This window comes from Lederbergia ruris, assembly GCF_018332955.1.
In the GTDB taxonomy this organism is placed as follows: Bacteria; Bacillota; Bacilli; order Bacillales; family Bacillaceae_C; genus Lederbergia; species Lederbergia ruris.
This window is the reverse complement of the sequence record NZ_BORB01000024.1, coordinates 1-20512: the sequence shown is the minus strand read 5'-3', so window position 1 is coordinate 20512 and position 20512 is coordinate 1. Positions and strand designations below refer to the sequence as shown.

Sequence of the window (20512 nt, the reverse complement as noted above, 5' to 3'; positions counted from 1 at the left end):
AGTTCTAGGCGGCGCAGCTTCGAGCAGCGGACTTGTACAGGATGTACTGACTTCTGCGTTGCCCACAGGACGTGGGCGGTTTTAGCAGAAGAACCTTCTCCTGATACATGAGCAGCGAAGAAGCAAGCCAACGAAGAAATTCGAAGTGTCATTTTTACCGGACTTTTTGAACATCCTCTTTTAGCACACACACTATTTATTATAAGAAACGATATCTAGGCTCGGTATAATACTGATCCAAGTTTTGCCTGGTACTAGCTTAGCTGGAAGGCCATCCTCATATGGTAAAGGGCGACCATCAAAATCTTTCCATTCTATTTCTCTAACTAAACCCTTTTGAAATAGTAATGCTTTTCCACCAGATGTCAAATCAATTGCGCGTCTTCCTTTTGAATCCATTACCTGGTGTTCGGTTTCTATCACAATCACATTATCCAATAAAACTGGTTCCTCGGTTTCCGAATCAATTGTTTGTTCCCCGTTAGAGGTACGTGTATACTTTTCGTTTTCTTGATCATATTCATAGTTCGAGATAAATTGATCATTTTGGCTATAAGAAACTTGTATGGCGCCAACTTGATCTCCTTCAAGGCTCTCCACTTCCTCATTTGTCAGAAATTCTAATGGTTCTGGTGGGGTATCCAACTCATACCCTTCATTTTCAGCCCCTTTTACGATGTTTCCTTGCGTAATATAGGAATTATGAGGAGCTTGACGATCAGAAGACCGTTTAAACAACGTTCCATCGTATTGAATGCCATTCAACTGATCGATTTCCCCAGATAATAACCTTTTTTTAGCACTAGGACTATAACCATGGGCGATATACAGACTTTGGAATCCTTTCGCAATATCAATAAAATAATCGCGAGAACTCCGAATAGGCCCTATTCGCTCAGGTAGTTCACTTTGATAAATGGCTAAAAACCGGGTAATCGATCCTTCCGCTAATAATTCATATACGATATCTGCCTGGGATAGCCCACTTTGAGGTCGTGCTATGGGATGATTATTCACTGTGACGGCAATTGCCCTTTGAGTAGAAGCTGTTTCTGTCGGCAAACCAGTAAGCGGGTAACGAAAAGATGATTGTTCCTTTTCCGTTTCAGATGCAGGACCGTCTGATCCGGAATCCGTCTGCTGTTCTTCTTTTTCATTATCCCCACATGCAGCCAAGACAAGACCAATTACAAGCAAAAGTATACAAGTTCTTCTCCTTTTTGAAAACAAAAATGCCAACTCCTATATCTATGACTAATTTTACATTTACTTCGTGTTCAAAAAGGAGGATAAAAAGGACCAAGACGCTGTTGTCACGAATTTAGGCTAACACGAGTGGCGCCTTTAGCCGTTTATCCTTTGTGCATCCATTTGATCCTTACCTTTTGAACATCTTATTTACTATTTTAACGCATTAATGTTGGAAAGAGTACCTTTTTGTTCATCACATCATATAATCCACTTTGAGTAAGCCGTATATAAGGTAAGTGAGTAGCCGAAAAAAATAATAAAGAATAAATCGGATCTGTAAAAAGATATCCTCTCTCCACTAATCGATCTTTTAACGTTTCCGTTTCTTGTGCTAGATCTTCTATTCGTAGATCTGACATTAACCCAGCAAGAGAAAGTTTCATTTCAAAAATAATCTTTCCTTCTTCTGCCAATACGATTCCTCCGCCAATCTCTTTCATCCTTTTAAATGCAAGTAACATATCTTCTTTTCTTTTCCCAATCAAGATAATATCACCTGTAGAAGAAAAGGAAGAGACAAATCCTGAAACCGATGTTGCAAAGCCTTTGATCATTGTATTAATCCGCCATTTCCCCTTACGATCCACCAACATTAAATAACTTTCATCTTGTCCTTTAGGCAATGGGTCAATCGCTAAATCAACACCAATCGTGTACGGCTTTGTAATCACATCATTCACCATTTCTATACCAAATGGCATTGAAAATTGTAAATCATCGCGCTCAAGCTCCCATTCTAACTGAAGGGGCTCTAAATCATATTGCGGCCAATGGATAGGATCAGCAAAAACGACCTCTTTCCCTGCTTTTCGGACCCATTGCCCCTTCGCTAACACGGAGACAGGTGTCGGTTCATGTTCATTTGCAAGGAAATTGATATTCGCCACTCTCCCAGTTGCAATCTGCCCATGTTCAGAGGAAAGATTAAAATGGCGGGCAATATTATAGGAAACCATATGATAGGCGTCAATAGCAGGTACATCATTTTCTAACGCTAGCCGAATGAGATAATCTGCCATGCCCTGCTTGTAAAAGGCTGGCGTTGCTCCGTCTGTCGTCATCATCAGAGAATCATATTGAGTAGTGAGTCCCATCCTTTTCATTTCTTTTAATAATACTGGCAAATCAGGTCGAATGGATGAATGTCGTAGCGATACCGCATACCCATGAAGCAGCCGTTCATATATTTCTTCTCCTGTCATGGCTTCATGATCACCATCTACACCGAAAAGCTTCATTTTAGCCAATGTTTTTTCTGATGCCCCTGGAAAGTGACCTTCCACCTTTTTTCCAAGTCGTTTCGTTTCCTGAATCCAATAAAGCATTAAATCATCACCATCAAGGAGCTTGGGCCACCCTGTTAATTCGCCACCTTGAACAACAGCCTTGTGTTCAAGCCATGATTTTACATCCCTATTCGTGAAAACGAGTTCCTCTTCGCCCATAGCGGTTTGCGCATCATACCGACTCCACCAATACATCGTTATGGGTGATTCATTCAATTGATCCATCAAGGAAAACGCTTTCTTTTTGTTTAAGTGTAAAAAGAAAAGAAGATTGTCATTAATCAATGTCGTTGTGCCTGTTTGCGCAGCAAAGCGAGATAATGTTTGCGGGTTATATAATTGGAACGGATGAACATGAGGCTCTATATAACCGGGGACAAGCGTCCATTCAGAACAATCCACCACTTCGCAATCCTTTAACTTCCTTGGTAACTCTTTTCCAACATATATAATGCGATCATGTAAAATCCATATATTAGCAACGACCCATTCACGTAAGGTTGAATGTAAAAAACGGGCATTTTTCAGTAAAATTGAAGGAGACGCTTTACCATCTAAAACAGATATTTGTTCACGAATTTGCTTATTTTTCCATCTAAATCTCTGTTCTAACATCCTAATCCTCCCATCAAATCGCCTTCTTTTAAAGTGATGTTCAAAAATGTCCATAAAATTCAAAGTCTCATTTAGGCCTACAGGACGCAGGTCACAAAGGCGTTGCGCCAGGACGGCGCGTATTTAGCCTTTGATCCATAGCTTAGCCGTTTATCCTTTGTTCCCATTTGATCCTTACTTTGAACATCTTCTTATAATGACATTCTAACATACTATACCCTGTAAAGATGCTACGATCTATCCCTCAATCGTACATTTTTGTGAATTGTAATAGAACGGTAAAGCTGGTGTAATAAATGGGAGTCTATACTTAAAAAATGGATTTTATTTAAAGGTAGTTGTTGATATTTGATGACCGAACTCTTTATATAATCAACATAGGAACAATAGTTTGTTAAGGTTGTCAGAGCGAGCAAAGCGTTTAGCAATTTGTTGAAGAATATTGATAAATTATCACACACCCAAATAGAGGGTTAAACGCTATGTTGCTCCATTTTCCTTGGCTGGTGGTCGTTTAATCAATGAAATGAGAGAGACTCGTTTCAAAGAAGTGGATAGACCGCTTTAAAGGCGTTGTACAAAGTATCTTGATAATTGCCTTGCCTGGTTCTTATTTGTTGTTAGTCGAAATACTGTCAAAATTCAAATTCATAAGTAGTCCTTCTTCAAAGTGTGTGTAGTTGAAGAAAAAGTTCATTGGGGAGGAGAAACAATTGCCACCAATACATATCAATGAAATTCCAATTGAGATTAGAGAATACTTAAATAAGATAATTTCTATAAGTTTCCCACGTCAAGGCTATACATCTAATTTAGGAATAATTGAAAGTGACCAAGGAATTTTTGCACTTAAAAGAACAAAGGGAAAATTATTTAGTTCAATGTTAAAGAAAGAAGTATCTATCTTAAATTGCTTGAACAAAAAGACAGAATTACCCGTTCCAAAAGTAAAAAAATTCATAGAACATAATAATAATATTGAATCTTGGGCTCTTATAGACTTTTTAGAGGGAAAAACTATAAGAATGGCTTTATTAAATGAAGATAACAATCAAAGACGACAGGAAATCATATTTAATTTTGGCAAAATCTTGTCTAAAATCCACTCAACCCCGTGTCCCGATGAACTTATAATAAATGAACAACCCTGGCTTGACCAGATGTTATATCAAGCCGAATATAACTTCAATAATCACGAGGTTGATGGTACTAAAGAGTTATTAAAAAGATTGAAAATAAAGAAACCAAAAGATTATAAACAAACTCTTATTCATGGAGATTTTACGATTGATAATATTATGGTTTCAAATGGAGTAATTACTGGAGTTATCGATTGGAGTAGTGGTGCTTATGGTGACCCTCGTTGTGATGTTTCGTTAGCTATTCGCCCTAAACCAAATGCCTTTGTAAATGAATTAGATAAACAAATCTTCTTTGAAGGCTATGGAGGTAAGATAATTGATAACGATGATTATGATTATTTTGCCAACGGGTTATATGAGTTCTTTTAACGTACTTTTTCAACGGGGACGTTAAAAAGGATTGAGAGGCTGGGACACAACTAAAATGCTAAACTTCAATGACGAACAATGTATTGCCTTAGCGGAGGAAATATACGTAGACTCCTGCGGGAAGTAAGAGTTCGTCAAGACCCCGGAAGGCAAAGCCTGAGGAGGCTTGACACTCGCCCGCGGAAAGCGAAGTATATATCCGGAGCGAGTTTTATACACGCTAGTAGTTCGTTTTACTCTTCGGTGAAAACACTTTTGTCCTAGCCTCTTTAAATTTTATACAAGTATCAACATTAAATAATAACAGAGACTATTTAAAAAAGCGGATAGGCTATTCACCCATCCACTTTTACTAATGCTTTCCCTGCTATGTCCTTTCTATAAAAGAACTCATTTTCCGGTATTTGTGCCATTTCGGAATAAACTTGCTTCACTGCAGATGATATGGTGTCAGCTTTGGCTGACATTAACAATACTCTCCCGCCATTTGAGTAATACGTTTTTTCTTTATCAGGTCGACTCGTCCCTGCATGATAGAGCGATACATTCGGACTACCTACAACAATTTCGGGTATTGGAACTCCTTTTTTATACTCAGCTGGGTAACCTTTTGCCGCTAATACGACGCCAACAACGGCTGTATCTAACCAAACCAATTTAGGCGTTTTTCCTTCTAACAAATCAAGTAAAAGCTGTACAAGGTCTGTTTCCAATCTTTCTAAAACCACCTGTGTTTCCGGGTCTCCAAAGCGAGTATTAAATTCAATGACTTTGGCGCCTTCATTCGTTTGAATTAAACCCGCATATAAAATTCCCGTAAACGGACGATTTTCTTGGACCATCGCTTTTGCAGTAGGAAGGAGAATTTCCTGTACAGCTTTTTCAACTTCTAATGTAGAGATATGTGGAACAGGTGTATAAGCCCCCATCCCGCCAGTGTTTGGTCCTTGATCACCGTCAAAAGCCCGCTTATGATCTTGGGCGATGACCATTGGATATACCGCTTCACCATTTACAAAAGCCATTAATGAATATTCTTCTCCACCTAAAAATTCTTCGATTACCACTTTGGAAGAAGATTTTCCGAACTTCGCTTCTAACAACATTTCCTCTAAGGCTTGATCGGCTTCTTCTTCCGTCATCGCGACCACGACCCCTTTACCAGCGGCAAGCCCATCCGCCTTGATCACAATTGGCGCACCATTCTTATGCACATATGCTTTCGCTTCTTCATAGGAAGTAAACGTTTCATAAGCGGCCGTAGGAATGTTGTATTTCTTCATCAGGTCTTTCGCAAATGTTTTACTTCCCTCAAGAATAGCGGCATTTTTTCGCGGTCCAAATATTCTCAAACCAGCCGCCTCAAATTCATCGACGATTCCAGCAGCTAACGGTACTTCTGGACCCACAATCGTAAGGTCGATTTTTTCTTCATGTGCAAATTCAATCAGACTTGAAAAATCCGTCTCTTGAATTGGGACCAAAACTGCATCCTCGCTAATTCCACCATTTCCAGGAGCACAATACACTTTGGAAACAAGCTTGCTTTCTTTTACCTTTTTACAGAGGGCATGCTCCCTGCCACCACTACCAACAACTAAAATGTTCAAGGTCTTTCACTCCCTCTCAATGTTTAAAGTGTCGTACTCCTGTGAATACCATGGCAATTCCGTGTTTGTCGGCTTCTTTGATGGAGTCTTCGTCGCGTATGGAGCCACCTGGTTGGATGATCGCTGTAATACCAGCTTTGGCTGCTTCTTCGACTGTGTCTCCCATTGGGAAGAAGGCATCTGAACCCATGACCGCTCCTTTGGCCCGTTCTCCTGCTTGCTCTAGCGCAATTTTTGCGGCACCGACACGATTCATTTGTCCCGCTCCGATGCCGAGTGTCATATTATCTCCCACTACGACGATTGCATTGGATTTAACATGTTTTACCACTTTCCAAGCTAGTTTTAAAGATTCTAATTCCTCCGCTGTCGGCTCTCTTTTCGTTGGAATCGAGATGTTGCCATCCTCAAATGTATAACCATCTTGGTCTTGGACGAGCAAGCCGCCCTCTACAGAAGTTAAAACTTTCTCTTGCCTATGACCCTCATCAAAAGGAATCGTTAAAAGTCGAATATTCTTTTTCGCTTGTAATACCTCTAACGCTTCCTGCGAAAAAGCGGGAGCAATCACAATCTCTAAAAATATTTCATGTAGTTGCGTCGCTGTTTCGCGGTCCACTTCACGGTTTAAAGCGATAATTCCTCCAAAAATGGAAGTAGAATCCGCTTCATAAGCCTTTGTAAATGCTTCTGAAATCGACTTTCCAATCCCGATCCCACATGGATTCATATGTTTCACCGCTACCGCTGCCGGCTCCGTAAACTCCTTCACAATTTGCAAAGCGGCATCTGCATCGCGAATATTATTGTAGGATAACTCCTTACCATGTAATTGCGTTGCATTGGCAATCGAAAATTTTGAGCCTAATGGATGTTGGTAAAAGGCTGCATTTTGATGCGGATTTTCCCCATAACGTAGGCTCTGTTTTAATTCATATGTAAATGTGACACGTTCTGGTTCTTCTTCCCCGGCAAGTTGCGTCATATACTCGGCAATAAGTGCATCATAAGCAGCTGTATGGCGAAAGACTTTAGCAGCTAATTTGCGTTTTATCGTGGAGGATATGCTTTCTTTTTCCTTCAGTTCTCCTAAGACTACATCATAATCCGCTGCATCAACCACAACTGTTAGATCAGCATGATTTTTAGCAGCTGCTCTTAACATCGAAGGACCACCAATATCAATGTTTTCAATCGCTTCTTCAGGTGTCACATCTGGCTTTTCAATCGTTTTTTGGAATGGGTACAGATTGACACAGACAAGATCAATCGGATGAATTCCTTGTTCTGCCAATTGTTGCATATGATCTTCTGAATCCCTTTTCGCTAGTAATCCTCCATGAATCATGGGATGAAGAGTCTTTACTCTTCCTTCTAAAATTTCCGGAAAACCTGTAATCTCCTCTACACCTTTAACAGGAACTTGGTTTTCTTCCAACGTTTTTTTGGTCCCACCAGTAGACAAAATTTCGAATCCTAACTCTACAAGTCCTTTTGTAAAATCAACAATTCCCGTTTTATCGGAAACACTAATCAAAGCTCGTTTCACTTAAATTCCTCCTCGAATTCTCTTAAGCACAACTTTTGTAATGTTTGTGGGTAAAAGATATGTTCAACTTGATGAATCTTTCTCTCCACATCGAAAAGCGTATCGTCGTCATGTATCACCACAGCCTCTTGAGCAATAATCGGACCTGTATCCATTCCTTCATCAACATAATGAATGGTAATCCCCGTTATTTTCACCCCTGCCTGAAATGCTTGCTTGATTGCTTCTTTCCCGGGAAATGCCGGAAGTAAGGATGGATGAAGATTAATGATTTTATTTGGATAAGCCTGTAATAGAGTCGACCCTATTAATCTCATATAACCCGCAAGTACAATGAAATCCACCTTTGCATCCTGAAGCTGTTTACAAATGATTGATTCAAAGACTGCCTTTGATGCAAACTCTTTCGGCTTAAACGTAAAAACCGGAATATTGGCCCGCTTAGCCTTCTCCACCACAGGTGCTTCTGGTTTATCACAAATGAGTAAGGCGATGGTTGCTTGAAGACTACCTTTCTGTACAGCATCCACAATTGCTTGAAAATTACTACCTGTTCCTGAGGCAAAGATGGCCATCCTCTTCATCTTTCTCTCTCCCTGTCAACGAATTGAACACCTTCTTCTTTTGTCACAACCCCAATTTTATATGCCTTTTCCCCCTGCTCAATAAACGTTTTGATCGCTTGATCTGCATCTTTTGCCCTGACAGCTACGACGAATCCAATTCCCATGTTAAAAATATTAAACATTTCTTTTTGATCGAGCTCACCATATTTTTCTAAGGCATGAAAGATCGGTAAAATCGGCCATGATTCATTAAGAATAATGGCACCAAGCCCTTCTGGCAGCATCCGGGGAATATTTTCAATAAACCCTCCACCCGTTATATGGGACATCCCCTTAATTTCAAACTGCTGCAAGGCAGCTAAAACAGACTGAACATAGATACGGGTTGGTGTCAGTAACTCTTCTCCTAAAGGATGGGATAACTCAGGCAACTTGGCACTCAATGAAAATGAATGTTGGTCAAAGAATATCTTTCGAACAAGGGAGTAGCCATTACTGTGAATGCCACTGGAGGCTAATCCAATTAACACATCTCCCTCTTGAATCGTTTCCCCAGTAATAAATTTTGCCTTCTCACAGGCCCCAACAGCGAATCCAGCTAAATCATACTCCTCTTCTTCGTATAGTCCGGGCATTTCAGCTGTTTCCCCACCAATTAAAGCACAGCCAGCTTGCTCACAGCCATCCGCAATCCCACTGACAATTTCTTCAATCTTTTTGGGTCTGTTTTTTCCTACAGCTAGATAATCAAGAAAGTAAAGGGGCTCCGCTCCTTGTACAACAATATCATTCACACACATCGCGACACAATCCACTCCAATTGTGTCGTGTCGCTCCATCATAAATGCCAGTTTTAATTTAGTGCCGACACCATCTGTCCCTGAGACCAATACAGGTTCTTGCAGCTGAAGCTGGGATAAATCAAACACACCACCAAAGCCACCTAATTGACCAAACACACCTAATCGATTTGTCCGCTGAACATGCTTTTTCATTCTTTCAACCGCTTCATACCCGGCTTCAATGTCTACGCCGGCTTGCTGGTAGGCATTTGTCACGTTATGTGCCCCCCTTATATTATTTTCGCACTGTCTCTTTCATTTTCGAACATTCCTATCAAGGCCGGCTCATTTCTTTTTCGTAAGGTAAGAGTGTATCCGGATAGATTTCCGTTGGGTACTCCCCAGTAAAGCATGCAGCGCACTGCCCACAATTATCTCCATATCCCTTTCGGCCAATCACTTCCAACATCCCTTCAACACTTAAAAATGTCAAAGTATCAGCCCCAATGATCTTGCACATTTCAGCTACACTATGAGTGGAAGCCATTAATTCTTCATGAGAGGACACATCAATCCCGTAAAAACAAGGGTGTTTCATTGGAGGAGAACTAATACATACATGGACTTCGGTTGCACCAGCCTCTTTTAACATTTTCACAATCCGTTTGCTCGTTGTGCCACGAACAATTGAGTCATCGACCATAATCACTCGTTTGCCTTCAACGACTTTTCGAACAGGAGAAAGCTTCATTTTCACGCCCTGTTCTCGCAGTTCTTGAGAAGGTTTAATAAACGTTCTACCAACATAACGGTTCTTAATTAATCCCATCTCATAGGGAATCCCCATCGTTTCAGCAAAACCAATGGCAGCGGAAATACTAGAATCAGGAACACCTGTCACGACATCGGCGGAAATATCTACTTCTTTTGCGAGCATTTTTCCAAGATTCTTTCTTGCTGTATGAATATTAATCCCTTGGATATCACTGTCTGGTCTTGAAAAATAGACATACTCCATGGAACACATTGCCCGTGAAGTCGAGAGAGCAAAAGGTTCTGCATGCAATCCCTCATCGTTGATGATGATCAATTCTCCTGGCTCCACATCACGAACAAATTCCGCGCCAATTAAGTCAAATGCACATGTTTCCGATGAAACACAATAGGAGTCTCCGACTTTTCCAATTGATAAGGGTCTTAGACCATTGGGATCAAGGGCTATAATCATTTCGTCTTCTGTTAAGAGAACAAGCGCATAAGCGCCTTTCACCATAGAAAGAGCATTTTTCACTTTGTCTTTCGTGGCTAAATAGCCGCTCCGTTTAATTAAATGGGCAAGTACCTCTGTGTCTGAAGTCGATTGAAAAATACTCCCTTGCATCTCTAATTGGTGTTTTAAATCAAATGCATTAATCAAGTTGCCATTTTGCGCTAACGCTAGACTTCCACTTGAAGAGTGGAAGAGAAGAGGTTGAACATTTTCCAGCCCCCCCTTGTCTGCTCCTCCATATTTCACATGCCCAATTGCATTGTGTCCTGGTAAACTAGCAAGATTCGATTTATTAAATACGTCATTGACCAGCCCTTCGCCCCGAATCCCTTTTAAACTGTTTCCATCTGTCGCTACGATTCCTGCTCCTTCTTGTCCTCGATGCTGAAGACTATGCAACCCATAATACGTAATTTGGACGGCGTCCGGATGTCCCCAGATCCCAAAAACACCACATTCCTCATTTAATCCTTTGCTGTCAGCAAACATGGAATAGCTCCTCTCCAGGCATCTTCCAATATTTTTACTTCCGTTTGAATCAATGGTTGTTGATTAAGTCGGACCACCAATTCAGGTTGATCTTTTACTTTTCCGATTAGCTTGGCATCTTCCACAATCTCCTCAAATGCTGCTTGATCTGCTTCTTTTACAGATACAATGAAGCGAGATTGTGTTTCCGAGAAAAGAGCGGCAACAGGATGACCAGAAAGCTCAACTTCCGCCCCCAAATAAGTACCGAACAGAGATTCAGCAATCGCCACTGCTGCTCCACCTTCTGAAACATCGTGAGCGGAAGCAACTTTTCCACTACGAATCGCCTCTAACAATTGTTTCTGTCTTCTCACTTCCACGATGAGATCGATTTCTGGTGCTTTCCCGAAAAATTCTCCGTGTACAAGCTTTTGTAATTCACTTCCACCAAACTCTTCTTTTGTCTCTCCGATTATATAAATCAAATCACCAGCGGATTGAAAGCTTTGCGTTGTCACATGAGCTAGGTTTTTAATGAGTCCTACCATCCCGATTATCGGGGTTGGATAAATCGCTTTACCACCTTTTTCATTAAACAAAGATACATTCCCACTGATCACGGGGCTATCCAAAGCCAGGCAAGCCTCACGAATCCCTGCTGCTGATTGTTCAAGCTGCCAAAAAATTTCCGGTTTTTCCGGGCTGCCAAAGTTTAATCCATCTGTGATCGCTAGTGGTTCTGCACCAGAGCAGACAATGTTTCTAGCCGCTTCGGCAACGGCAATTTTCCCGCCTGTCTCTGGATCCAAATAAATATACCGTGCATTACAATCGGTTGTAATCGCAATCGCCTTTTGGGTATTTTTAATGCGAACAACCGCAGCATCAGATCCTGGCTTGACAATCGTTTGATTGCCAACTTGTTGATCAAATTGCTGGTAAACCCATTCTTTACTCGCAATGGTTGGTTGTTGTAATAACTTTGCAAGCGTTTCTGTATAATCCGCTACTTCAGGAGTTTCAGGTGCCATTGCTTGAAATTCGCGAAAATAATCTGGTTCCTTAGATGGCTTGTGGTACTCAGGAGCATCTTCCGCCAAAGCATCTGCCGGCACCTCCGCCACAACCTTTCCCTTATGGAACAAACGGAACATTTTGTCATCTGTCACGACTCCGCAAGCTACAGCTTCTAAATCATAACGGGAGAAAAGATCGATTATTTCTTGCTCTCTGCCCTTTTTAACAACGAGTAGCATTCGTTCTTGTGATTCAGATAACATCATTTCATACGGTGTCATGTCTGCTTCCCGTTGGGGGATAAGATCTAAATTCATTTCAATACCTGATCCTGCTTTACTGGCCATTTCAGCTGCAGAGCTTGTCAGTCCAGCGGCTCCCATATCTTGAATCCCAATTAACGCATCGGATTTTACTAATTCTAGGCAAGCGTCCATAAGCAATTTTTCGGTAAAGGGATCTCCAGCTTGGACAGCTGCGCGTTCTTGTTGATCTACTTCCTCGGCTAATTCAGAAGAAGAAAAGGTAGCACCATGAATCCCATCTCGACCCGTTGGGGACCCAGCATACATGACTGTATTTCCAACACCCTTCGCTTGGCCTTTCTGCATATCTTGATGATCAATTACCCCAACGACCATCGCATTCACAAGCGGATTTGCTTCATAAGCGGAATCAAATTGGATTTCTCCCCCCACTGTAGGAACACCAAGCTTATTCCCATAATCACCGATTCCCTCTACCGCTTTTTCAAGTAAATACCGAACTCTTGGTGAATCCAATTCGCCAAATCTTAGAGAGTTTAAAGACGCAATTGGCTTGGCTCCCATAGAAAATACATCACGTATAATGCCACCAACACCTGTTGCTGCTCCTTCATATGGTTCAATCGCAGAAGGTGAGTTATGACTTTCAATTTTGAACACGACAGCCTGATTGTCACCAATATCGACAATGCCAGCACCTTCTCCAGGTCCCTGCAACACCTGCGGACCTTCTGTAGGGAAGGTTTTTAAAATCGCTTTTGAATTTTTATAACTACAATGTTCTGACCACATAACAGAAAACAAGCCTGTTTCTGTATAATTTGGCGTTCGACCTAGCATTTTTTCAGCCAAAGCAAACTCTTCGTCCGTCATCCCCATTTCACGATAGATCTGCTTTTCTTTAATTTGTGCTGGTGTTGGTTCATGCGTCATGTGATTGCCTCCCATCACTTACTATAGATTGAAAAAGTTTGCTTCCATCTACACTACCTAAAATTTCCTCTACCGCTCGTTCAGGATGGGGCATCATGCCAACAACATTACCGGCGCGATTAGAAATGCCGGCAATGGCTTCTATGCTGCCGTTTGGATTTTCTTCGTAGGTAAAAAGAATTTGACGATTGTCTTTTAATGTTTGTAATGTTTCTGAATCACAATGATAACGGCCATATCCATGGGCAATTGGGACAGATATCTTTTCATTTTGTTCGTATTTTTTCGTCCATAAAGTTTCATTATTCTGAACAAGTAGTTTCATAGAGGCACAAATAAATTTTAGTTGATCATTTTTTAATAAAACACCTGGTAATAATTCTGCTTCGGTTAGAATCTGGAAACCATTTCCTATACCAAGTACAGGTTTCCCTGCCTCTGCGGCTTTCTTTACCGTACTCATGACAGGCTGGAGGGCAGCAATCGCTCCTGGGCGAATCGCATCTCCGTACGAAGCCCCTCCTGGAAGCAAAATAGCGTCATAGTCATCTAGATTCGTTTCATACTCACGGACAAAATCTGCCTCTAGCTTTAATTGATGAGTGCAGATCGTATGCATCTCATTTTCACAGCTTGTTCCTGGAAAAACAATGATAGCAACTTTCACTGAGCTGCAACCTCCTCGATTTCAATACTGTAGTCTTCTACTTCTTGGTTCACAAGGAGTTTTTTACATATCTCATCGATTGTTGCTGACAGATCTCCATCCGTCTCTTCCACTTGCAACTCCATTAATTTTCCAACCCTAACTTCTTTTACCCCGGGATATCCCATTTTTTGTAGCGCTTTTGTGGCCGCTGATCCTTGAGGATCAATGACACTTTCTTTTAGAGTGACAAATACTTTTACTTTATATGTCATATTGTTTCTCTCCTTTTAAAACAAACATTTTTGTTTGGAAGAATATCAATCTATTTTTTGGATCCGTGTAGCTAAAAATGGTTTGCTCTTATTTGTTTGTGATAGGCTCGTCACTCATTTGTTTCTGACCAAATGTTTGTGGTTTTTAGCTCTTTTGTTGTTTCGACGATATTATCCGTTAATACTGTTATATGGCCCATTTTTCGGTTTTGCTTTGCTTCATCTTTTCCATATAAATGAACCGACCAATTCGGTTTTTTCGGGATTTCTTCTATGACAGGTTGAACATGTTGCCCTAAAATATTGATCATAATCGCGGGACGTAACAATTGAATTTGCTGTAAGGGCCAACCACAAATCGCTCTTATATGCTGGCCAAATTGAGAAATATTACATGCTTCAATCGTATAATGTCCAGAATTATGCGGTCTTGGCGCCAATTCATTCACATAGATTTCGTGATTTTCCGTGAGAAACAATTCAACAGCTAATGTCCCAACCAAATCAAGATGATCAGCGATTTGTTTCGCTATTTGATGGACCTTTTGTTCGATCTCTGCCGAAATTTTTGCTGGCGCGATTGTTTTATGGAGAATATTTTGAAGATGAAGGTTCTCTCCTACTGGGAAACACGTCAGTTCATTCGTTACTCCTTTTGTCATGACAACGGATATTTCTTTTGCAAAGGAAATCCACGCTTCCAACACACATGGCCCATGTTCTAACAAACGGGCTGCTGCTTCTATTTCTTCTTGTGTTTTTATTACGAATTGGCCTTTGCCATCATAGCCTCCACGAGCTGTTTTTAACACGGCAGGGTAGCCTATAGTTTGAATCCCTTGTTCCAGATCTTTCCTCTCCCGAATAACGAGATAAGGTGCAACATTTACTCCGGCATCTGTTAAAGCCTGCTTCTCTAAAATTCGATCTTGAGTGATTTTGATTAATTCTGCCCCTTGCGGAATATAAGCTTTTTCTGCTAACCATTGTAAAGATTGATAATCAATATTTTCAAACTCATATGTGATCACATCGCTTTTTCGCGCAAGTTCGGATAAGGCATTGCGATCGTGATAGGACGCTACAATCTCTTCATCCGCAACCTGACCGGCAGGCGATTGGGGAGAGGGTTCCAGTACAATGACTCTAAAACCGGCTTCTTTCGCTGATAATGTCATCATTCTTCCCAATTGACCACCACCGATAATGCCAATGGTTTGCCCTGGTTTAATAAATGAACTAGACAAGCTGATCACTGCTTTCTAAAACTTTTTCTTTTAAAATCTCTCTTCTTTCGATGAGACGCTTTTGAATTGGTTCACATTCTGCCCCTAAAATTTGTGCTGCTAACAGGCCAGCATTGGTTGCTCCTGCTTTTCCAATGGCGACTGTTGCAACTGGAACTCCACCAGGCATTTGCACAATCGATAGTAGAGAATCCATTCCTTTTAAGGCTTTCGATTCTACTGGTACTCCTATAACAGGCAACACCGTTTTTGCTGCAAGCATTCCTGGTAAATGAGCTGCTCCTCCCGCTCCTGCAATGATCACCTTTATCCCCCGATCAATCGCTGTTTCCGCGTATTCAAACATATAATCGGGAGTCCTATGTGCCGAAACAACTCGCTTTTCATAGAGGATGGCTAACTCATCTAAAACAGTACAAGCATGTTTCATCGTTTCCCAATCAGATGTACTCCCCATCACAATGCCAATCTTCACATCCATATTGATCCTCCCATCTTTTTATAAAGGATTGGGACAGCCTAAGCCGGTAAATCCCCAGCAACCCGCGAACTTTTACTAAACAAAAAAAGGATAGTCTGCATTCTATGACAGAAAGCAGACTATCCGGGAGTAAAAAAATATGTATATTCTCCCCAAGTTCCACTTCCTCATAGTCCGATCATTTACGGTGATCAGGTAGAAACTTATGGGCCATATCCCCATTATATATGAGGCCTTTCTTGTTAAGTTCATCTTAACAAATCTAAGAAGAGAATGTCAATCTAAAATCGAACATTTTATCAAAACACATATTCATCGTTCGTGTTTTAGCCACTCTTCACTCCTTTGAAAACGATTTTCCGTGAAACTGGGACGTATTCGATTTTTCCATTTCGTTTTACCTCTTGAAAGATAGGCTTTTCGCTTCTTTTAATCGGAAGATAGCCTTCTCTTTCCATTCTTTTCAAACACTCTTCAATACTTTCATTTTCCAATACTTCAAATTCCTTTTTCATCGATGCAATCTACCTTTCCTTACCGCTTTCACCCAAAATCCACCATAAATCGTTTTCGGTTCGTAGGCAATGATAAAAGCCTTTGGATCTAACTCTTTAATGGTTTGATATAATTTTAGTTCCATTTTACGTGGCGTTAATACCTGTAGAGCCATACGATCTCCTTCCAAGCCTTGTGCTGCCCAACTTGTCACACCATAGCCTGCATCCCGTAATTGTTTCGGCAGATCTCGGTCATATTCTTTTGTGATGACATTTACGGTAATATAACCCAGTGCCATTTTTTCCTCTATTTTCGTACCGACTAATACCCCAAGCCCATAGCCCACTGCATAGGCGATTAAGTTTTGAATTTGATTTAGATTATCCAGAACAAGACCGAGACCCACAACATAAATCACCACTTCGACCATACTGATCAATGCTGCCATATAGCGGTACCCTTTTAACGTCAAAATCATTCGAATCGTGAAAAAGGAAACATACACGATATTAATAACTAAAATAATCACAACCATGACAAGACTATTTTGCAGCATACATACCCTCCATCTAGATTTGCTCTCATTATATCATTGTGATTCTGCCTGCGCCTCCATATACATTTACCCGTTTCAAAGATAAACATTCCTGACGCATAAAGAAAACCTACTCCATGATCTTTATTAGGAATAGGTTTTCTTTATTACAAAGAGATTTGCTTCATTCGGTTCAATACACCAGCTTTTTGTAAACGCGCAGCTAAAATGATTCCAATTAACATCCCACTCGCACTCGAGATAAAAAAGGAGGGAAAGAAAAAGAAAGCTGTTGTTGTCGTTCCCATTAATATTTTTGCATAGGGAACAGCTAGGAGAGAAGCGACTAATCCGGTACCAATCAATTCCCCCATCCCTGCTAACCAAATTTTCCCAAACCGCTTAAACATTAGCCCTGCAAGACAGGCGCCGATCATCCCACCAGGAAAAGCTAGCAAAGAACCTGTCCCAGTTAAGATGCGGATAAGCGCCGTTAAAAAAGCAATAATAACCGCCCCTACTGGTCCAAGCGTGACAGCAGCCATGACATTGACAGCATGTTGGATTGGATAAGCTCGTGCGATTCCGGCAGGAAAGGAGATAAAAATAGAGCCAGCCACAGCGATTGCGACAAACATTGTCATCACAATCATTTTACGCGTGTTCACTTGGAAAACGCTCCTTTTCCAAAACCTGTTCAATCTTATCCCGTAATTGTTTTGCTTGATTTCGCGGATCTTGTGATGAAGCAATCGCTGATATGAGGGCGACACCAGCCCCTCCAGCCCTTATCACAGGCACTAGGTTCCCCTCTGTAAGACCGCCGATTCCCACAATCGGCAGATTAGGATATTGGATCGCAACCTGTTCGATCACTTTCGTTCCAGCCGGAATTCTTGCATCCTCTTTGGATGAAGTCGTATAGACAGGTCCTATCCCAACATAATCTGCACCAGCTTTTTGAGCTAAAAAAGCCTCCTCCACATTATGTACGGAAACGCCTAAGATTTTTTCAGGTCCTATTTTCTTTCGTACCAGTGCGGCGGCTTCGTCTTCTTGGCCGATATGGATCCCATCCGCATTTAAAGCAAGAGCTAACTCCACGTCATCATTGACAATAAAGGGGACATGGTATGTTTGACAAAGCTTCATACACTTTTCCGCGAATGAATATTTTTCCTGCCCTTGTAAAGAGGCAACACCTTTTTCCCTTAATTGAAAACAAGTAACTCCGCCTTGTAAAGCTTTTTCTAACACGTCTAATGGGTCATTCTCTTGCGTATTCATGCTTCCCATAATAAAGTACAATCGTAAAATATTTTTAATCAAGCAAAACCACTTCCTTTATCTCCGCTTTATAGGATCGATAGGCCCAATGATTTGTCGGTCCATGTCCTTTCCCAAGATGTAAGCCTTCTTTAATGGCAACATGAATATAATCTTTGGCAATTCTGACCGCTTCTTCCATTCTCTTTCCCTTCGCTACAGATGCCGTAATGGCTGCTGAAAAAGTACAGCCCGTTCCATGCGTATCCTTTGTATGAATCCGTTCGGAACGCAGTTTAAATTTTTTACCACTTGCGGACATAAATAGATCCTCTGCAAATTCTTGATTGTCAAGATGTCCTCCCTTCATCACCACTGCATCTGCTCCAGCCTCCAATAAAAGTTCAGCTGCTTTTTCAATGTCCATGGCTGTCTCAATTTTCATTCCAGCTAGCAACTCTGCTTCAGGAATATTTGGTGTAATAATAGCAGCTAATGGTAAAAGCTCTTCTTTTAAAGCTTTAACAGCTTCATTTTGTAATAGAGAAGCTCCACCCTTTGCAATCATCACCGGGTCAATGATTAGAGCTGGTGCTTGATAATACTTTAATGTCCGAACCACCTCACGAATAATTTCTGCCGAAAATAACATGCCCGTTTTTACAGCGGTTACTGGAAAATCATCCATAACGGCACAAATTTGTTTCTCCACTTCCGAAGCATTCAGTGGATACACTCCGTGAACACCAAGGGTATTTTGGGCGGTAACTGCCGTCAACGCAGAAGTACCAAATACCCCCAATTCTTGAAATGTCTTTAGATCCGCCTGAATTCCGGCTCCTCCACCACTGTCCGATCCAGCAATCGTTAATGCTACAGATGTCATTTATTTTTCCCCCTTCTAAGATTACTAGATTACATATCACCGTAGAGCTCATCTAAAAAATGAACAGCAAAATGACCAGGTTGCTGAGACTTTTGTGCTGCCTTCTCCCCAGCTTTCTTATAGAAAGCTAAAGCTTCATAAGTTGCAGCAAAGTTCTCTCCAACACTTACTGCCAGATAAGCCCCCACAACCGCACTTAATAAACAACCAGATCCCGTAATTTTGGACATGAGTGGATGACCACCGGCGATTTCTTTCACCCTTTTTCCATCACTCACGACATCAGTCTCACCTGTAACAGCCACTATACAATGGAAACGTCGGGCCGTTTCTCTAGCTAGTGTCGGTAAATCCACGTCCCCTTCACCAGCATCAACACCACGCGCACGCCATTCAACACCAGCAATAGTCGCTAACTCCCCCGCATTACAGCGAATAAGTGAAACATTCACCTCTTCTAAAATTCGAAAAACAGTCGCTTTTCGAAATTGGGTCGCTCCTGCACCGACTGGATCAAGAACAACGGGAATATTATGCTGGTTCGCACTTTTCCCTGCTAATATCATTGCTTCAATCGTTTCCTTGCTTAAAGTTCCTATATTTAAGACTGTACAATTCGCCGCTGCGGCTATTTCAGGAGCTTCCTCAACAGCATCAGCCATAACAGGAGATGCTCCCAAAGCTAATAGCCCATTCGCTTGAAAATTAGCTACAACAATATTCGTGATACAGTGCACTAAAGGTGTTTTTGCCCTCACTTTATTAAGATAATAATAATCCTCCATCCCCTTGCACCCCTCTTTTTTTAAAAGCGATTGTAAAAAATAAAAAATCCGCTCCCTAATCAAAATAAGGAAGCGGATTGCTTTATAAACGTATACCAAAAAAGCAGCCCCACTTCCCTACGCTGGTATTAACCAGATCAGGTTCCAAGGGTCCACATCTCTTTTGTATGTGTCTCAGTCTCTTTCAGACTCCCCTAGTGGTGTAAAACGATATTTTATTTTCAATTTTACTATATCATATTTAGTAATTGCTGCAAGTTTTTAAACTGGATTTTATCCATATAAAAAAGACACCCTCTTCATGAGGATGTCCTTCATTTGCCTGGCAACGTCCTACTCTTACAAGGGGAAGCCCCTTATTACCATCGGCGCGCGAGCTTAACTACCGTGTTCGGGCTACGGAGCAGGATGACCGGCGAATCTCTGCGTCAGCTTCTCTCGTTCGAGTCTCATGGGCGTTGCCCATTCCGAGTCTCTCTCCTTCGCTTCCTTGACCTTCTTGGTCCTCCTGTTCCTCGCCTACATTGCATATCGTTCTATTACATTTATACCTTCGGTATAAAAAAGACACCCTCTTCATGAGGATGCCTTCGTTTGCCTGGCAACGTCCTACTCTCACAAGGGGAAGCCCCTTATTACCATCGGCGCTGAAGAGCTTAACTGCCGTGTTCGGGATGGGAACGGGTGTGACCTCTTCGCGATTGCCACCAGACTATAAGCTTACACAGGATGTGTAAGGATTGTAGAGAGTTTATTCTCTCAAAAC

At 41.3% G+C, this 20512-nt stretch carries 19 protein-coding genes, 1 rRNA gene, 2 pseudogenes and 2 riboswitches; of the genes and pseudogenes, 3 read left to right on the top strand and 19 right to left on the bottom strand.

Annotated elements, in window-relative coordinates; all coding sequences use genetic code 11:
* Positions 1 to 192: 192 nt before the first annotated feature.
* Positions 193 to 1230, bottom strand: coding sequence for a DUF3048 domain-containing protein (locus KI363_RS13640; RefSeq protein WP_212966657.1), 1038 nt, complete (start codon positions 1228 to 1230; stop codon positions 193 to 195).
* 176 nt (positions 1231 to 1406) lie between these two features.
* On the bottom strand, positions 1407 to 3152 hold the full coding sequence (locus KI363_RS13635; protein ID WP_158322571.1) for an adenine deaminase C-terminal domain-containing protein: 1746 nt from the start codon (positions 3150 to 3152) through the stop codon (positions 1407 to 1409).
* Between the two features lie 429 nt (positions 3153 to 3581).
* On the opposite strand from KI363_RS13635, the pseudogene KI363_RS13630 reads away from it, so the two are divergent.
* From KI363_RS13630 to KI363_RS13625, 3 genes and pseudogenes are all read left to right on the top strand, one after another.
* Positions 3582 to 3702 (top strand): annotated as a pseudogene (locus tag KI363_RS13630) (IS1595 family transposase); the annotation flags it as partial.
* Positions 3698 to 3804 (top strand): annotated as a pseudogene (locus tag KI363_RS22385) (IS1595 family transposase); the annotation flags it as partial. The pseudogenes KI363_RS13630 and KI363_RS22385, both read left to right, overlap by 5 nt.
* 61 nt (positions 3805 to 3865) lie before the next feature.
* Positions 3866 to 4663, top strand: coding sequence for a phosphotransferase family protein (locus tag KI363_RS13625; RefSeq protein ID WP_158322570.1), 798 nt, complete (start codon positions 3866 to 3868; stop codon positions 4661 to 4663).
* Positions 4664 to 4998: 335 nt separating this feature from the next.
* On the opposite strand, the gene purD is transcribed toward KI363_RS13625, so the two are convergent.
* The 17 genes from purD to rrf all read right to left on the bottom strand — a co-directional run bounded on the left by purD (position 4999) and on the right by rrf (position 20458).
* Complete coding sequence (gene purD, locus KI363_RS13620) at positions 4999 to 6273, bottom strand: phosphoribosylamine--glycine ligase (RefSeq protein ID WP_212966656.1); 1275 nt, start codon at positions 6271 to 6273, stop codon at positions 4999 to 5001.
* Between the two features lie 16 nt (positions 6274 to 6289).
* Complete coding sequence (gene purH, locus KI363_RS13615) at positions 6290 to 7822, bottom strand: bifunctional phosphoribosylaminoimidazolecarboxamide formyltransferase/IMP cyclohydrolase (protein ID WP_212966655.1); 1533 nt, start codon at positions 7820 to 7822, stop codon at positions 6290 to 6292.
* Positions 7819 to 8406, bottom strand: a complete 588-nt coding sequence (gene purN / locus KI363_RS13610; protein ID WP_212966654.1) for a phosphoribosylglycinamide formyltransferase — start codon at positions 8404 to 8406, stop codon at positions 7819 to 7821. The genes purH and purN overlap by 4 nt, the downstream gene beginning before the upstream one ends.
* Positions 8403 to 9446 (bottom strand): phosphoribosylformylglycinamidine cyclo-ligase, encoded by a 1044-nt coding sequence (gene purM, locus KI363_RS13605; RefSeq protein ID WP_212966653.1) that lies wholly within the window; start codon positions 9444 to 9446, stop codon positions 8403 to 8405. The genes purN and purM overlap by 4 nt, the downstream gene beginning before the upstream one ends.
* Positions 9447 to 9504: 58 nt before the next feature.
* Positions 9505 to 10929 carry an amidophosphoribosyltransferase gene (purF, locus tag KI363_RS13600; protein WP_158322565.1) on the bottom strand — a complete coding sequence of 475 codons (1425 nt, stop codon included), beginning with the start codon at positions 10927 to 10929 and terminating at the stop codon, positions 9505 to 9507.
* Positions 10905 to 13127 (bottom strand): phosphoribosylformylglycinamidine synthase subunit PurL, encoded by a 2223-nt coding sequence (gene purL, locus KI363_RS13595; RefSeq protein ID WP_158322564.1) that lies wholly within the window; start codon positions 13125 to 13127, stop codon positions 10905 to 10907. The genes purF and purL overlap by 25 nt, the downstream gene beginning before the upstream one ends.
* Positions 13117 to 13794 (bottom strand): phosphoribosylformylglycinamidine synthase subunit PurQ, encoded by a 678-nt coding sequence (gene purQ, locus KI363_RS13590; protein ID WP_158322563.1) that lies wholly within the window; start codon positions 13792 to 13794, stop codon positions 13117 to 13119. Before purQ ends, purL begins: the two co-directional genes overlap by 11 nt.
* Positions 13791 to 14048, bottom strand: a complete 258-nt coding sequence (gene purS, locus KI363_RS13585; RefSeq protein WP_212966652.1) for a phosphoribosylformylglycinamidine synthase subunit PurS — start codon at positions 14046 to 14048, stop codon at positions 13791 to 13793. The genes purQ and purS overlap by 4 nt, the downstream gene beginning before the upstream one ends.
* A gap of 110 nt (positions 14049 to 14158) precedes the next feature.
* The gene (gene purK, locus KI363_RS13580; RefSeq protein WP_212966687.1) at positions 14159 to 15301 is read right to left on the bottom strand and encodes a 5-(carboxyamino)imidazole ribonucleotide synthase; all 1143 of its coding nucleotides are present in this window, start codon (positions 15299 to 15301) and stop codon (positions 14159 to 14161) included.
* The gene (gene purE / locus KI363_RS13575) at positions 15288 to 15776 is read right to left on the bottom strand and encodes a 5-(carboxyamino)imidazole ribonucleotide mutase (protein WP_212966651.1); all 489 of its coding nucleotides are present in this window, start codon (positions 15774 to 15776) and stop codon (positions 15288 to 15290) included. Before purE ends, purK begins: the two co-directional genes overlap by 14 nt.
* Positions 15777 to 15926: 150 nt before the next feature.
* Positions 15927 to 16027: riboswitch (purine riboswitch) on the bottom strand.
* Positions 16028 to 16102: 75 nt separating this feature from the next.
* Complete coding sequence (locus KI363_RS13570) at positions 16103 to 16291, bottom strand: NETI motif-containing protein (RefSeq protein WP_212966650.1); 189 nt, start codon at positions 16289 to 16291, stop codon at positions 16103 to 16105.
* Positions 16288 to 16830, bottom strand: coding sequence for a DUF2179 domain-containing protein (locus KI363_RS13565; protein WP_212966649.1), 543 nt, complete (start codon positions 16828 to 16830; stop codon positions 16288 to 16290). The genes KI363_RS13570 and KI363_RS13565 overlap by 4 nt, the downstream gene beginning before the upstream one ends.
* Before the next feature lie 146 nt (positions 16831 to 16976).
* Positions 16977 to 17477 carry an energy coupling factor transporter S component ThiW gene (gene thiW / locus KI363_RS13560; RefSeq protein WP_212966648.1) on the bottom strand — a complete coding sequence of 167 codons (501 nt, stop codon included), beginning with the start codon at positions 17475 to 17477 and terminating at the stop codon, positions 16977 to 16979.
* Positions 17464 to 18105 (bottom strand): thiamine phosphate synthase, encoded by a 642-nt coding sequence (thiE, locus tag KI363_RS13555; protein ID WP_246516872.1) that lies wholly within the window; start codon positions 18103 to 18105, stop codon positions 17464 to 17466. The genes thiW and thiE overlap by 14 nt, the downstream gene beginning before the upstream one ends.
* 25 nt (positions 18106 to 18130) lie before the next feature.
* The gene (thiD, locus tag KI363_RS13550) at positions 18131 to 18961 is read right to left on the bottom strand and encodes a bifunctional hydroxymethylpyrimidine kinase/phosphomethylpyrimidine kinase (protein WP_212966646.1); all 831 of its coding nucleotides are present in this window, start codon (positions 18959 to 18961) and stop codon (positions 18131 to 18133) included.
* Positions 18962 to 18990: 29 nt separating this feature from the next.
* Positions 18991 to 19746, bottom strand: coding sequence for a hydroxyethylthiazole kinase (gene thiM / locus KI363_RS13545; protein WP_158322555.1), 756 nt, complete (start codon positions 19744 to 19746; stop codon positions 18991 to 18993).
* A 97-nt stretch (positions 19747 to 19843) separates the two neighbouring features.
* A riboswitch (TPP riboswitch) is annotated at positions 19844 to 19952 on the bottom strand.
* 390 nt (positions 19953 to 20342) lie between these two features.
* Positions 20343 to 20458 (bottom strand): 5S ribosomal RNA (gene rrf, locus KI363_RS13540).
* Positions 20459 to 20512: the final 54 nt, after the last annotated feature.